The sequence below is a fragment of the Citrobacter sp. H12-3-2 genome, from assembly GCF_009649895.1.
GTDB lineage: Bacteria > Pseudomonadota > Gammaproteobacteria > Enterobacterales > Enterobacteriaceae > Citrobacter > Citrobacter portucalensis.
The window spans coordinates 1,223,876-1,238,417 of the sequence record NZ_CP045837.1; the positions used below are offsets into that span (position 1 = coordinate 1,223,876).

The 14,542-nt window shown below is 55.8% G+C and carries 11 protein-coding genes; 9 read left to right on the forward strand and 2 right to left on the reverse strand.

Going from position 1 to position 14,542, the window contains the following annotated elements:
• Positions 1-109: 109 nt before the first annotated feature.
• The gene (locus GHC22_RS05820; protein ID WP_003826090.1) at positions 110-676 is read right to left on the reverse strand and encodes a Slp family lipoprotein; all 567 of its coding nucleotides are present in this window, start codon (positions 674-676) and stop codon (positions 110-112) included.
• A gap of 244 nt (positions 677-920) precedes the next feature.
• Positions 921-1,775: a MurR/RpiR family transcriptional regulator gene (locus tag GHC22_RS05825; protein ID WP_137377542.1), complete on the reverse strand. Its 855-nt coding sequence runs from the start codon at positions 1,773-1,775 to the stop codon at positions 921-923.
• Between the two features lie 293 nt (positions 1,776-2,068).
• Between GHC22_RS05825 and GHC22_RS05830 the strand changes: the two genes are divergently transcribed.
• From GHC22_RS05830 to iolE, 9 genes are all read left to right on the forward strand, one after another.
• The gene (locus tag GHC22_RS05830) at positions 2,069-3,574 is read left to right on the forward strand and encodes a CoA-acylating methylmalonate-semialdehyde dehydrogenase (RefSeq protein WP_137377541.1); all 1,506 of its coding nucleotides are present in this window, start codon (positions 2,069-2,071) and stop codon (positions 3,572-3,574) included.
• A gap of 11 nt (positions 3,575-3,585) precedes the next feature.
• Positions 3,586-5,511, forward strand: coding sequence for a 3D-(3,5/4)-trihydroxycyclohexane-1,2-dione acylhydrolase (decyclizing) (iolD, locus tag GHC22_RS05835; protein WP_079934253.1), 1,926 nt, complete (start codon positions 3,586-3,588; stop codon positions 5,509-5,511).
• A 340-nt stretch (positions 5,512-5,851) separates the two neighbouring features.
• Complete coding sequence (gene iolG, locus GHC22_RS05840; RefSeq protein WP_003826096.1) at positions 5,852-6,838, forward strand: inositol 2-dehydrogenase; 987 nt, start codon at positions 5,852-5,854, stop codon at positions 6,836-6,838.
• Positions 6,839-6,876: 38 nt separating this feature from the next.
• Positions 6,877-7,806 carry a sugar ABC transporter substrate-binding protein gene (locus tag GHC22_RS05845; protein ID WP_003826099.1) on the forward strand — a complete coding sequence of 310 codons (930 nt, stop codon included), beginning with the start codon at positions 6,877-6,879 and terminating at the stop codon, positions 7,804-7,806.
• Between the two features lie 176 nt (positions 7,807-7,982).
• Positions 7,983-9,530 (forward strand): sugar ABC transporter ATP-binding protein, encoded by a 1,548-nt coding sequence (locus GHC22_RS05850; RefSeq protein WP_153752434.1) that lies wholly within the window; start codon positions 7,983-7,985, stop codon positions 9,528-9,530.
• 11 nt (positions 9,531-9,541) lie between these two features.
• Positions 9,542-10,570 carry an ABC transporter permease gene (locus GHC22_RS05855; RefSeq protein ID WP_003826102.1) on the forward strand — a complete coding sequence of 343 codons (1,029 nt, stop codon included), beginning with the start codon at positions 9,542-9,544 and terminating at the stop codon, positions 10,568-10,570.
• Between the two features lie 8 nt (positions 10,571-10,578).
• Entirely contained in the window at positions 10,579-11,712 is a 1,134-nt protein-coding gene (locus GHC22_RS05860) for a Gfo/Idh/MocA family protein (protein WP_153753958.1), read from the forward strand.
• Between the two features lie 12 nt (positions 11,713-11,724).
• Positions 11,725-13,629 carry a 5-dehydro-2-deoxygluconokinase gene (iolC, locus tag GHC22_RS05865; RefSeq protein ID WP_153752436.1) on the forward strand — a complete coding sequence of 635 codons (1,905 nt, stop codon included), beginning with the start codon at positions 11,725-11,727 and terminating at the stop codon, positions 13,627-13,629.
• Positions 13,630-13,643: 14 nt separating this feature from the next.
• Positions 13,644-14,534 carry a myo-inosose-2 dehydratase gene (gene iolE, locus GHC22_RS05870; RefSeq protein ID WP_060683363.1) on the forward strand — a complete coding sequence of 297 codons (891 nt, stop codon included), beginning with the start codon at positions 13,644-13,646 and terminating at the stop codon, positions 14,532-14,534.
• The last annotated feature ends 8 nt before the right edge of the window (positions 14,535-14,542 follow it).

The window sequence follows — 14,542 nt, forward strand, 5'->3', positions numbered from 1 at the left end:
AAGGATCTCATGAAGCAGGATGGCGCAATAAGATAAACGCGGGGTGATGAGAAGGGTTGTTTGCCAACACCTGACTCCGGAATATAGTCGCGCCATCTTACCTCTGGGATTATTTCACTAGCTCCGGAGTTACCTGAGTGACTGTATTGGCGTAGTAAGGCGCTCCCCACATCGGCTCAGGCCAGAATGCGCCGTAACCATAATCCCACATGTTATAGGTGGTGTTGACAGACTCAGTTAAATGCCAAACCTGGATTCCTTGTAAATCAACTTTAACAAAGTTGTACGGGACTTTGTTGATGAATCCTGACTCATCTCCTTGAATTGTTCCCAAAATGGTCACGAAATGGTTTCTGTAGTTTACCGGATCGAGGAAACCTTTCTGCTGGGCAAGAATACGTCCCTGATAGCTCGCGTCTATTTGTGGCTTAGCAGAGTCGTTCAGTGGCAAAACGGCGATTTCCAGCAACGTATCATTTTTGGTGTTAATCACATTGATGACTTTACCACCAAAGCGAGCCTGTTGACCGGTATATAAACCGGGCTGGTTATGCACGGAGATAAAGTTTTTTTGGATATCGGGTTGATTATTACCTTTGATATTCTCAGGAATGGAAGCACATGATGCCAGGGTGAAAGCAAGGGCAATAATCATCAACCCTTTTGTATTTTTCATTTTACTTTCCTGCTTAAAAAAGACAGGTCTATAGTAAACCTTTGCGTATTATTGTCAGCATGCGCATTGTTGATTATCTAATATTAATATAATTGTAGCTTATGGTAATAACGGATTGTATTTTATCTGGTCGCTGAATGAGGGCGATATTTTCAACGACCATAAAAGTAACGGCTGGCATCACGGTTTCACGTCACGCTGGCGGGAATGTAATAAAGCGGATCGTCAATTTTTGCAGTGCTCATCACCCGACAGAATGACCGTTTTCATTACTCCCGTCACCCAGACGGTAAGCCAGCGCCACCACTAGCGACTGCACCAGGCACAGCGTCGCAGACTGGGATCGAAACGCGTCAACCTGCGCCTCTTTCACCACAAAGCAGAGATCGCTGAACGTGGCCAGCGGGCTTATCTGGCTGTCGGTAATCACGATCTGGCGCGCGCCGGCATTGGCCGCAGTTTCGCTGACCATCAGCGTTTCTTCCGCATAAGGCGAGAAGCTAATCGACACCACGATATCCTGCGCTTTGATGCGGTTAATCTGCTCGCGCAGCATTCCGCCCATTCCGTCGAGCAAAATAGGGCGACATTCAAGATGGCTCAGCGCGTAGGTAAGATAGGCTGCTACGCTAAACGAACGACGCAGACCTGCAATGTAAATGGTGTCGGCTTCTGCCAGCAATTGTACGGCGCGTTCCAGCATTTCAGGTTCGGCACGGGCTGCCAGCTGCTGGAGCGCCTGGGTATTCGAACGGGCGAACTCCTGCAGGATATCGAGCGGGGTTTCCGGTACGGCTTCGCTTTCCATCTCACGGAACATGCGCGCGCGGTCGCTGTAACTGGCGGTTTCCTCTACCAGGTTCATACGAAACAGCTGTTTCATTTCGTTGAAGCCGGTGAAGTCAAAAGCATTGGCGAAGCGGATAAGCGTTGAGGGTGGCACTCCGGCACGTTCAGCAATGACGGCAACCGTATCAAAGGCCACGCTATTGGTATTATCCAGCACATAGCGGGACACCTGCTGCAGCCTCTTACTCAGGCTATCGTAGCGATCGCGGATTTGCTGCTGCAGCTCGTTCAGGCTGGTTGCTGTTGTCATTTTACCTCCTGGTACATAGTTTTATGATTCTAAACGCAAAACCGCGTCTTTGAAATGTCACTCATTCATCTGGCTGTAAAAACGAAACAAAAGCTTCAGGCTTGTCGTCCGCTGAAACGTTATGCCAGTGCACGCTAATCATGCGATTCCGCTTGTTAACATAAAAACCTATCCTTGATCACATTAATCATTATTTGTTTTATTTCAACTTAAAATGGAATGTTTGTTTCATATATAGTACACAGATAACAGTGTTCAGGTAACAGTCACGTATCAACAGCGAGAGGTTAAGGATGGAGACAGTAGCGAATTTTATCCACGGCGAATGTGTCACCGGTTCAGGCCAGCGCGTTCAGGCAATCTTCAACCCGGCCACCGGCGAGCAGATCCGCCAGGTGGTGATGAGTACGACACAGGAAACCGAGCAGGCCATTGCGGCAGCGCACGACGCATTCCCCGGTTGGGCGCGCCATTCTCCGTTAAAACGTGCGCGAGTGATGTTCCGCTTTAAGGCGCTGTTGGAAGAAAACATGGAGAGGCTGGCTCGCATCATCAGCGAAGAGCATGGCAAGGTATTCTCTGACGCAGTTGGTGAGCTGACCCGCGGCCTGGAAGTGGTGGAGTTTGCCTGTGGCATCCCACATCTGCAAAAGGGCGAACACTCAGCCAACGTAGGGACCGGCGTCGATAGCCATTCGCTGATGCAACCGCTCGGGGTTTGCGTCGGGATCACGCCGTTTAACTTTCCGGCAATGGTACCGATGTGGATGTTCCCCATCGCGCTGGCAACCGGGAATACCTTCGTGCTGAAACCCTCAGAAAAAGACCCTTCTCTCGCCCTGGCTCTGGCCAAACTACTGCAAGACGCCGGATTGCCGGACGGCGTGTTCAACGTCGTGCAGGGGGACAAAGAGTCCGTTGACGTGCTGTTAACTGACCCGCGTGTGCAGGCCGTGAGCTTTGTCGGCTCTACGCCGATTGCGGAATACATTTATCAGACGGCATCGGCCCACGGTAAGCGTTGCCAGGCGTTAGGTGGCGCTAAAAATCACTGCATTTTAATGCCGGATGCCGACATGGATATGGCGACCAACGCCATTATGGGGGCCGCTTACGGCGCGGCGGGTGAACGCTGCATGGCGCTTTCGGTCGTGCTGGCGGTAGGGGACAAAACGGCAGACGAGCTGTGCTCGAGACTGGAAAAACAGATTGCGGCGCTGCGTGTCGGGCCTGGTCTTGACCAGACACCGGAAAATGAAATGGGGCCGCTTATCTCCTCTGTACATCGTAATAAAGTGCTCGGTTATATCGACAGTGGGGAATCGCAGGGGGCCAGCCTGCGCGTGGATGGTCGACGTTTTAGCGTTAAAGGCCATGAGCAGGGTTATTTTGTCGGGCCGACCCTGTTTGATAACGTCACGCCGGAGATGACCATCTATAAAGAAGAGATTTTTGGACCGGTGCTTTCTGTGGTGCGCGTAGCAGATTACAGCAGCGCGGTGGAACTGATTAACCGTCATGAATATGGTAATGGCACGGCAATTTTCACACGTGACGGCGGCTGTGCGCGTCGCTTCTGCGAAGAAGTGCAGGCGGGCATGGTGGGCGTAAACGTTCCAATTCCGGTGCCGATGGCGTTCCACAGTTTTGGCGGCTGGAAGCGGTCTATTTTTGGTGCGCTGAACGTTCATGGTAACGATGGCGTGCGCTTCTACACCCGGATGAAAACCGTCACCGCACGCTGGCCGGAGATGCTGCAGGACACAGGGGCCGCGTTCTCCATGCCAACGCTGGGCTGACAGGAGGGTTTATGCAAACCGAACGTATGACCATGGCTCAGGCGCTGGTCAAATTCCTTAATCAACAATATATCTGTGTCGATGGCGTGGAAACGCCCTTTGTCGAGGGCGTCGCCACCATCTTTGGTCACGGTAACGTGCTTGGCATTGGCCAGGCGCTGGAGCAGGCACCCGGTCATTTGCAGGTGATGCAGGGATGTAATGAGCAGGGAATTGCGCACATGGCGACCGGATTCGCCAAACAGCATCGGCGCCAGCGTATTTTTGCCGTGACGTCATCTGTTGGGCCGGGAGCGGCAAACATGGTGACCGCAGCGGCAACCGCGACGGCGAATCGTATTCCGCTGCTGCTGTTGCCTGGCGATGTCTACGCCAGTCGTCAGCCGGACCCGGTATTGCAGCAAATTGAGCAATACCATGACCTTGGCATCAGTACCAACGACTGCTTCCGCCCGGTCTCGCGTTACTGGGACCGGATTAACCGCCCGGAGCAGTTAATGAGCGCGATGCTAAACGCGATGCGAACGCTTACTGACCCCGCAGATACTGGTGCCGTAACTATTTGCCTGCCACAGGATGTGCAGGGGGAAGCCTGGGACTATCCGCAGAGCTTCTTTGCGCGCCGCGTTCATTTGATCGAACGTCGACCACCCGACCCGCAGCGTCTGGCGATGGCGCGGGCGCTGATTGCCCGCAAACGCCGTCCGCTGGTGGTATGCGGCGGCGGGGTACGATATTCCGGCGCGCATGAGGCGTTTCGTACGTTTGTTGAAACGCTGCAACTGCCGTTTGCCGAAACTCAGGCCGGAAAGGGAGCGCTGGTTAGTGACCACCCACTTAACCTCGGAGGCATTGGGGTAACTGGAGGGATGGCAGCGAATCAGCTCGCACCGCAAGCCGATCTGGTGATCGGCATTGGTACGCGCCTCACCGACTTTACCACCGGTTCGAAAGCGCTGTTTTCTCATCCGGAGGTTGAGTTCCTGCTGCTTAACGTGGCGGAGTTTGACGCACTGAAGCTTGATGCCACTGCGCTTATCGCCGACGCCCGTACCGGGCTTACGGCATTAACTGAAACACTGAAAGACTACCGCAGCGATTGGGGGAAGGAGGTCGCGCAGGCGCAAGAGGCCTGGCGCGATGAGTGCCAACGTTTATGGGAGCGCGACTGGCGTCCCGATGACGAACCCGAAGTGGCTGGGCATCTTGACGCTCAGCTGGCGGAATATGGCGACACGCTAAACACCCGGTTGACCCAGACGAAGGTGCTGGGGCTTATCAATCAGCACATTGAAGATAACGCTATCGTCGTAGGGGCCGCCGGATCGCTGCCTGGCGATTTACAGCGTATCTGGCGGGTCAAAACCCCGGACAGCTATCACCTGGAATACGGTTACTCCTGTATGGGCTATGAGATTGCGGCTGCTATTGGAGCCAGGCTGGCGAAGCCGCAGCAGCCGGTATATGCCATGGTGGGGGATGGCTCGTACATGATGCTGCATTCCGAGCTACAAACCGCCGTCCAGGAGGGGATAAAAGTCACTATCCTGCTGTTTGATAACGCCAGCTTCGGGTGTATTAACAACCTGCAGATGGGGCATGGGATGGGGAGCTTCGGTACGGAAAACCGTCACCGTAATCCGCAAACCGGACGGTTGGATGGGCCATTGGTGAAGGTCGATTTTGCTAAAAACGCGGAAAGCTACGGCTGTCGGGCATGGCGTGTACATGACGAGCAAAGCCTACTGGCGGCGCTGGAAGCCTCGCGTGCGCATTCGGGACCTGTGCTGCTGGATATCAAAGTCCTGCCGAAAACCATGACCCACGACTATGCCTCCTGGTGGCGCACTGGCGATGCGCAGGTGGCAGAATCTCCGTCGGTGCGAAAAGCGGCTGAGCAGACGTTTGAGCAGGTGAAAAACGCACGTCAGTACTAAACGATTAATGTCGGATGGCGCCGCGCTTATCCGGCCTACAGCGGATTCTACCCCAGGCCGGATAAGTCGTTAGCGCTGTCATCCGGTAACCTGCGACAACGAAATTTTCATTTCATTTTTCCTTTCTCTTCATCCATCGCCTCCTTCCTGAACGGAAGGGGGCCAATTCCTGCATCTTCCCTGTTGTTATGTTGTGATATTGATAACAGATTTTATCTCGATCATCTCAAAAGTGTTAACTTGAACCCAAAAACATAATTTTCACTATTTATAAAAATGAAATAAATGTTTTATTTAAAGGGTCGTTAGTTCATCGCATTCACCAACACCGGGAGCCGTTATGTTTAACATTGCTTTACTGGGCGCTGGCCGAATTGGCCAGGTACATGCAGCTAACATTGCCAGTCACAGTGCCACTACCCTCTGGTCCGTCGTCGACCCGAATCAGGAATTTGCCACCCGTCTTGCCACACAGTACCAGGCTCGTTTGCAAAGCCTGGATGAGGCGATGACGGACCCTAACGTTCACGCCGTGCTGATTGCCTCCGCGACCGATACCCATGCGGATCTGATTGAAATGGCCGCCCGCCACGGCAAAGCCATCTTCTGTGAAAAGCCGGTCCACCTGGATCTGGCCCGTGTACGCGACTGCCTGAAAGTGGTCAAAGAGTACGACGTACCGTTGTTTATCGGTTTCAACCGCCGCTTCGATCCACAGTTTCGCCGTGTGAAAACTGACGCACTGGCCGGGCGTATCGGAAAGCCGGAATCGCTGCTGATCATCTCCCGCGACCCGTCGCCGCCGCCTGCGGAATACGTGCGTGTGTCCGGCGGTATGTTCCGTGATATGACCATCCACGATTTTGATATGGCGCGCTTTATTATGGGCGAGGAGCCGGTTTCGGTGTATGCCCAGGGCAGCAATCTGGTGGATCCGGCGATTGGCGAAGCGGGCGATATCGATACCGCGTTCATCGTACTGAAATATGCCTCCGGTGCGATGGCGACCATCGTCAACAGCCGCCGTTCTTCTTACGGATACGATCAGCGCCTTGAGCTGCACGGCTCTGAAGGGCTGCTGTGCGCGGGCAACATTCTCGAAAATCAGGTGCAGCACTACGCGAAGACCGGCTGCACCAGCGCGTTACCTGAACATTTCTTCCTGCAGCGTTATAAATCGGCCTATGCCGCGGAATGGGAACACTTTGTTGCGGTACTGCGCGGCGAAGCGGTCCCTGATTGCAGCGGGGACGATGGCGAGCGTGCGCTGTATCTGGCGGATAAAGCGCTGGAGTCACTGCATAGCCAACGTGAAGTTCTCCTCTGATTGTCACCACAACCTACCCTACACAGAGAGACATAATAATGAAAAAACTGATCTTAGCTGTCCTCATCGCCATGACATCCGGGGCAGCCATTGCTGAAAATGAGCAAATTGTTTTCAGCACGCCAAACCTGGCGATGCCATTTGAAGTTCACATGCAGCGCACGGCGGTGAAAGCCGCAAAAGAGATGGGCGTGAATTTACAGGTCCTGGACGGGCAGGGTAGCTCGCCAAAACAGGTCGCTGACCTGGAAAACGCCATAACTCGTGGCGCACAGGGCTTTATTGTTTCACCGAACGATGTCAACGCGGTGTCCAGCGCGGTAGATGAAATTCAGGATGCGAAACTGCCCGTTGTTACCCTCGACCGCTCCGTTGACAGCCAGAAAAAAGTGCCGCACTTCGGCGCGAACAACTACAAGGGCGGTCAGGCGATTGGCGACTTTGTCAAAACCAAATTCCCTGACGGGGCAGACATTATTCTGCTGACCGGCCAGCCAGGCTCCTCCTCCAACATTGAACGTACTAAAGGCATTCGCGACAGCCTGAAGGCGGGTGGTGAAAAGTACAAGATCGTTGCCGATCAGACCGGTAACTGGATGCGTTCTGAAGGGATGCGCATTGTCGAAAGCGTTCTGCCTTCGTTGCCGAAGCGTCCGCAGGTGATCCTCTCCGCTAACGACGATATGGCCTTGGGCGCGATTGAAGCGTTACAGGGACAAGGACTGAAACCGGGTGAAGTTCTGGTCACGGGCTTCGATGCCGTGCCGGAAGCACTGGCGCGTGTGCGCGACGGCTGGCTGGCAGTGACGGCGGATCAGCGTCCTGGCTTTGCGGTGAAAACGGCCATGAGCCAGTTGGTGAATAACGTCCGTGAGAAGACTGCGATCACCGGGGCTGACTACCCGCCAACGCTTATCACCAAAGAGAACCTGCAGCAGGCCGAGCGTATTAACGAAGCCGGTAACTGATTTATACACGTCATCCTTCAAGCTGCCTCTGTGTTGGCTGCATCTGCTCACCCCAGTCACTTACTTGAGTAAGCTCCTGGGGATTCTCAGACTTGCCGCCTTGATGCAACTTGAATGATTTTGTGTATATCTGGAGCCGCCGTTACGGCGGCTCACTCTAAAGGAGGAGCAGACCGATGTCGCAACCCTTACTGAAAGTGACCGACCTGGCGAAAAGCTTTTCCGGCGTTTGGGCGCTGAGCAGCGCACAGCTGACCGTCGGAGCAGGCGAAATTCATGCGCTGTTAGGTGAGAACGGTGCCGGAAAATCGACCCTGCTGAAAGCGCTGGCGGGCGCGCAGCCGCAAACACGCGGGGATATTTGGTTCAACGGCGAAACATTGCCGGTAGAAGACTCTCCGGTTGAGCGGCAGAACAAGGGCATTATCACGATTTATCAGGAATTTAATCTGCTGCCCAATATGACCGTCGCCGAGAATATGTTTCTCGATCGCGAACCGCGCAAACGCAATCTGATTGTTGACGAAAAGGCGGTAAATCAGGAAGCGCAGGTGATTCTGGATTACCTGCAACTGAACGTTGCGCCAACCACGGCCGTGGCCCGACTGAGCGTGGCGCAGCAGCAAATGGTGGAAATTGCGCGAGCGCTGACGCTGAACGCAAAGCTGATCATTATGGATGAACCTTCCGCCGCGCTGAGCGACAGCGAAGTAGAAAGCCTACACCGTGTGGTGCGGGAACTTAAAGGGCGTGGCGTGAGCATTATCTACGTCACCCATCGCCTGCATGAAGTTTTTCAACTCTGCGACCAGTTCACTGTTTTCCAGGATGGACGATTCACCGGGAATGGCGCGGTTGCACAGACCACCGTAGAACAGCTGATCCGCCTGATGGTGGGGCGCGATGTGGCCTTTAATCGCCGTCCGGCCAGCGAAACTCACCATGAAGATAAACCTGTGCGTCTGGCGGTGAAGGGGCTTAGCCGCGAAAAACCGCCGCTGGATCCGCATGGTATCGCGCTGCACGACATTAGCTTCCACGTGCATGCTGGCGAAGTGTTAGGCATTGCCGGACTGGTGGGTGCCGGGCGCACCGAAGTGGCCCGCTGCCTGTTTGGCGCCGACGGTTTTACTTCCGGCAGCTTTGAACTTGATGGCGTGCCATATCAGCCGCGCGATCCGCTGTTTGCGCTGGATCAGGGGCTGGCGCTGGTACCGGAAGATCGTAAAAAAGAGGGCGCGGTGCTTGGGCTGTCGATCCGCGACAACCTGTCGCTCTCCAGCCTCTCGTCACTGCTGCACTGGCGCTGGTTCGTGAATACCCGCAAAGAGGATGCCCTGATCGAGTCATACCGCCAGGCGCTGCAGATCAAAATGGTCAACAGCGCGCAGGAGGTGCGCAAGCTCTCCGGCGGGAACCAGCAGAAAGTAATCCTCGCGCGCTGCATGGCGCTTAATCCTCGGGTGTTGATCGTGGATGAACCAACGCGCGGCATCGATGTTGGCACCAAATCAGAAGTCCATCAGGTGCTGTTTGATATGGCGAAAAAGGGCGTGGCGGTGATCGTGATCTCCTCCGATCTGCCGGAAGTCATGGCGGTTTCCGATCGGATCATCACGTTGAGTGAAGGCCGGGTGACTGGCGAGATCCACGGTGACGACGCTAATGAAGAGCGGCTAATGACGATGATGGCCATCAACCACAACGCCCTGAATGCGGCATAACGGAGTGATTCATGACGCAGATTATTTCTAAAACGCAGGTTCCTGCCAAACGCGGCGGACGTCTTGATCCCATTGCCTTTTTTGAGCGCTTTGGGGTACTGATTTTCATGATCCTGCTGCTGATTTTCTTTCAGTTGCAGAACAGCAATTTTCTTTCTGAACGCAATATTTTCAACATTCTGACCGAAGTCTCCATCTACGGGATCATGGCGGTGGGGATGACGTTTGTCATTCTGACCGCCGGGATCGATCTGTCGGTGGGCTCCATCCTGGCGGTCTGCGCCATGACCGCCGCGTATGTGATTAAGGGCGACAACTTCACCACCGTCGACCCGAACGCCTGGGGCGGCATGAGCTGGCTGATTGGCCTTGGTATCTGTATGGCGATGGGCACCGCGATTGGTTTTCTGCATGGCCTCGGCGTGACCCGCCTGCGTCTGCCGCCGTTTATCGTCACCCTCGGCGGGATGACGATCTGGCGCGGCCTGACGCTGGTGATTAACGACGGCGCACCAATTGCCGGTTTCGACGCGGGATACCGCTGGTGGGGACGCGGCGAACTGCTTGGTATCTCCATTCCAATCTGGATATTCGCGCTGGTGGCGGTAGGCGGTTATCTGGCGCTACATAAAACCCGCTGGGGGCGCTTCGTGTACGCCATCGGCGGCAACCCGGAGGCGGCGCGTCTGGCAGGGGTTAACGTGAAGCGCGTGCTGGTGAGCGTCTACGTGTTAATTGGCTGTCTGGCAGGGCTGGCGGGCTTCATTCTCAGCGCGCGGTTGGGCAGTGCAGAAGCGGTCGCCGGGATCTCGTTTGAGCTGCGCGTTATCGCCTCGGTGGTCATTGGCGGTACCTCACTGATGGGCGGCTACGGGCGTATTGGCGGCACCATTATCGGCTCGATCATCATGGGCATCCTGATTAACGGTCTGGTGCTGATGAACGTCTCGGCTTACTACCAACAAATTATTACCGGCTTAATTATCGTTCTGGCGGTGGCGTTCGATACCTACGCCAAGAGCCGTCGCGGCGCATTGTGAGGATCATGATGAAAGAAGTTCGTATTGGATTGATTGGCACCGGGTATATCGGCAAGGCGCATGCTATCGCCTATGCCCAGGCCCCGACGGTGTTTAACCTGCGCGGCAAGCTGGTGCGCGAAATGGTGGCGGAAGTCTCTCCAGAGCTTGCCGCCGAGCGGGCGCAGGCGTTTGGCTTCAATCGCTCAACCGGAGACTGGCGTGCGCTGGTGGCTGACCCGGCCATTGATGTCGTGGATATCTGTTCTCCTAATCATCTACACAAAGAGATGGCGCTGGAAGCGATTCGCCATGGCAAGCATGTGTACTCAGAAAAGCCGTTGGCGCTGAATGCCCACGACGCACGTGAAATGGTTGAGGCTGCACAGCGGGCAGGAGTGAAAACGCTGGTGGGGTTCAACTATATGAAGAACCCGACGGCGCAGCTGGCGAAAGAGATCATTGAGCGCGGAGAAATTGGTGAGGTGATCCATTTCTACGGCACCCACAACGAAGACTACATGGCCGATCCGCTTGCGCCGATCCACTGGCATTGCTTTAAAGAGACCGCCGGACTTGGTGCGCTTGGCGATCTGGCGGCGCATATCGTCAATATGGCGCAGTACCTGGTTGGGGATATTCATCAGGTCTGCGGCGACCTGAAGATCGTGGTGCCACAGCGTCCGGCGAAAGTCGGTTCCTCGCAAATGGTGACGGTAGAGAACGAAGATCAGGCCCACGCGATGGTGCGCTTTGCAGGCGGTGCGCAAGGGGTGATTGAAACCTCGCGCGTTGCCTGTGGCCGCAAGATGGGGTTGTCGTATGTGATTACCGGGACCAAAGGAACCATCAGTTTTACTCAGGAGCGTATGGCTGAGCTGAAGCTCTATCTGCATGACGATCCGGTCAACCGCCAGGGGTTTCGCACTTTACTGGTTGGCCCGGCGCACCCGGACTACGGCGCGTTTTGCATGGGAGCCGGGCATGGTATCGGCTTTAACGACCAGAAAACAGTAGAAGTACGTGACCTGGTGGACGGCATTGCCGCCGATGCACCGATGTGGCCGGACTTTGAAGAGGGCTGGAAGGTTTCGCGCGTGCTTGACGCTATCGCACTCTCGCACCAGGAAGGCCGCTGGCTGAACGTGAACGACATTGTCTGAAGAGGTATCAACGTGGAAAAGCAGTTTGATGTGATATGCATGGGCCGCGTGGCGGTTGACCTCTACAGTCAGCAGATTGGCGCACGCCTGGAAGATGTGTCGAGCTTTGCCAAATATCTTGGTGGTTCGTCCGGCAACGTGGCTTACGGCACGGCACGCCAGGGGCTGCGCTCCTCAATGCTGGCGCGGGTTGGCGACGAACATATGGGGCGTTTCCTGCGTGAAGAATTAAACCAGGTAGGCTGCGATACCAGCCATCTGATCACTGATAAAGACCGCCTGACGGCGCTGGTGCTACTCGGCATTAAAGACCGGGACACCTTCCCACTGATTTTTTACCGTGATAACTGCGCGGATATGGCGATTACCGCCAGCGATGTTGATGAACAGTACATCGCTTCTGCTCGTTGTCTTGCCATCACCGGGACGCATCTTTCTCATCCGCAAACCCGCGAGGCGGTGTTGACGGCGCTCGCTTACGCCCGGCGTCACGGCGTGCGTACGGCGCTGGATATCGACTATCGCCCGGTGCTGTGGGGGCTTACTTCCTTAGGCGACGGCGAAACACGCTTTATCGCCGCCGATCAGGTCACCCGCCAGTTGCAGGAGGTGCTGCATCTTTTTGATGTAATTGTCGGCACTGAGGAGGAATTTCATATCGCGGGCGGCAGTACCGATACGCTGCAGGCGCTGTCGCAGGTTCGCGGCGTGAGTCACGCGACGCTGGTCTGCAAGCGCGGTGCGCTTGGCAGTTCGGTGTATACCGACGCGATCCCGGCCCGGCTGGACGATGGCCTGACGGTCACCGGCGTGCGCGTAGAGGTGCTGAACGTGCTGGGGGCGGGGGATGCGTTTATGTCTGGCCTGCTGCGCGGCTATCTTAACGATGAGGGGTGGGAGCAGGCGTGCCGCTATGCAAATGCCTGCGGCGCACTGGTGGTATCACGTCACGGCTGTGCGCCGGCGATGCCGAGTAAAGTTGAGCTTGATGATTATCTTTCTCGCGCTGCAGAGGTTCCGCGTCCGGATCTCGATCTGCATCTCAACCATTTGCATCGCGTGACGACTCGCCGCCGCACATGGCCGGAACTGTGCGTGATGGCCTTCGATCACCGTAGCCAACTGGAAGATATGGCGTTGCAGTGCGGCGCGTCTTTGAAGCGTATTCCGGCATTGAAACAGCTTATTTTGCAGGCCAGTCGTGAAGCGGCCAACAGCGCCGGGCTGGAGGGCAAGGCCGGGCTGCTGTGCGATGGTACGTTTGGTCAGGATGCGCTGAATGCGATAACCGGAGAGGGCTGGTGGATAGGTCGCCCTATCGAACTGCCGGGGTCGCGCCCGCTGGAGATGGAACACGGCAATATAGGCTCGCAGCTCATTAGTTGGCCGCAGGAACATGTGGTGAAGTGTCTGGTCTTTTTCCATCCGGAAGATGCCCACGCGTTGCGTCTGGAACAAGAACAAAAAATCGCTGAGGTGTACCGCGCCTGTTGCCAGTCCGGTCATGAGCTGCTGCTGGAGGTGATTTTACCGGCCAGTATGCCGCGCAGTGATGAACTGTATTTGCGCGCCATTTCCCGTTTCTACAACTTAGGGATCTACCCCGACTGGTGGAAACTCCCACCGCTGACTTCTGCTGGCTGGACGGCGTTGAGTGACATTATCGAGCGGCGCGATCCGCACTGCCGTGGCGTGGTGATCCTGGGCCTGGACGCTCCGGCAGAGCAACTGCGTGCTGATTTTAAAGCGGCTGCGGGTCATGGGGTGGTGAAAGGTTTTGCCGTGGGACGCACGCTGTTCGGCGACGCTTCCCGCGCGTGGTTGAAACACGATATTGACGATGCGCAGCTGGTGGCGCGCATTAAAGATAACTACCTGCAGCTTATCGCCTGGTGGCGCGAGCGCGGACAAGCATAATTCAGGAGAAGATGATGACGGTACAATTAGGTATTAATCCACTGACATGGACGAATGACGATCTTCCTTCACTGGGCGCTGAGACGTCGCTTGATACGTGTCTGAGCGAGGGCAAAGAGGCTGGATTTGCTGGTTTCGAACTGGGCAACAAATTCCCGCGTGAGGCGCGACTGCTCGGCCCCATTTTGCAGCGCCACGACCTGCAACTGGTTTCCGGCTGGTACTCCGGACGTCTGCTGGAACGCAGCGTGGAGGAGGAGATTGCCGCTGTGCAATCGCACCTGACGTTACTGCGCGAACTGGGAGCGAAGGTGCTGGTCTTTGCCGAAGTCAGTGGCTGCATTCACGGCGAGCAGCAGACGCCGGTACATCTGCGTCCGCGCTTCCCGCAAGAGCGCTGGCAAGAGTACGGTGAAAAACTCACCGAGTTTGCGCGCTACACCCAGCAGCAGGGGGTACAGATTGCCTATCACCACCACATGGGAACGGTGATTGAATCTGCTGAAGATGTGGATAATCTGATGACGAATACCGGTGATGAAGTTGGCTTGTTGCTCGACACCGGGCATTTGACCTTTGCGGGTGCCGATCCGTTGGCTGTGGCGCAGCGCTGGGCATCACGTATCAACCATGTTCACTGCAAAGACGTACGTGCCGACGTGCTGGCGGATGTCAAAAACCGCAAAACCAGCTTCCTTGATGCGGTGCTGAGCGGCGTCTTTACCGTGCCGGGAGATGGCTGCGTTGACTATCCGCCAATCATGGCATTGCTGAAGGCGAACCAGTATCAGGGGTGGCTGGTGGTGGAGGCGGAGCAGGATCCAGCCATCGCGCATCCGCTGACGTATGCGCGTCTGGGCTATAACAACCTTAGCCGTCTGGCGCGGGATGCCGGGCTTATCTGAGGAGGTGA

Bases quoted from the DNA above. Each gene is read 5' to 3' on its own strand.
- GHC22_RS05820 (WP_003826090.1), bottom strand. From the start codon at position 676: ATGAAAAATACAAAAGGGTTGATGATTATTGCCCTTGCTTTCACCCTG.
- GHC22_RS05825 (WP_137377542.1), bottom strand. From the start codon at position 1,775: ATGACAACAGCAACCAGCCTGAACGAGCTGCAGCAGCAAATCCGCGAT.
- GHC22_RS05830 (WP_137377541.1), top strand. From the start codon at position 2,069: ATGGAGACAGTAGCGAATTTTATCCACGGCGAATGTGTCACCGGTTCA.
- iolD (WP_079934253.1), top strand. From the start codon at position 3,586: ATGCAAACCGAACGTATGACCATGGCTCAGGCGCTGGTCAAATTCCTT.
- iolG (WP_003826096.1), top strand. From the start codon at position 5,852: ATGTTTAACATTGCTTTACTGGGCGCTGGCCGAATTGGCCAGGTACAT.
- GHC22_RS05845 (WP_003826099.1), top strand. From the start codon at position 6,877: ATGAAAAAACTGATCTTAGCTGTCCTCATCGCCATGACATCCGGGGCA.
- GHC22_RS05850 (WP_153752434.1), top strand. From the start codon at position 7,983: ATGTCGCAACCCTTACTGAAAGTGACCGACCTGGCGAAAAGCTTTTCC.
- GHC22_RS05855 (WP_003826102.1), top strand. From the start codon at position 9,542: ATGACGCAGATTATTTCTAAAACGCAGGTTCCTGCCAAACGCGGCGGA.
- GHC22_RS05860 (WP_153753958.1), top strand. From the start codon at position 10,579: ATGAAAGAAGTTCGTATTGGATTGATTGGCACCGGGTATATCGGCAAG.
- iolE (WP_060683363.1), top strand. From the start codon at position 13,644: ATGACGGTACAATTAGGTATTAATCCACTGACATGGACGAATGACGAT.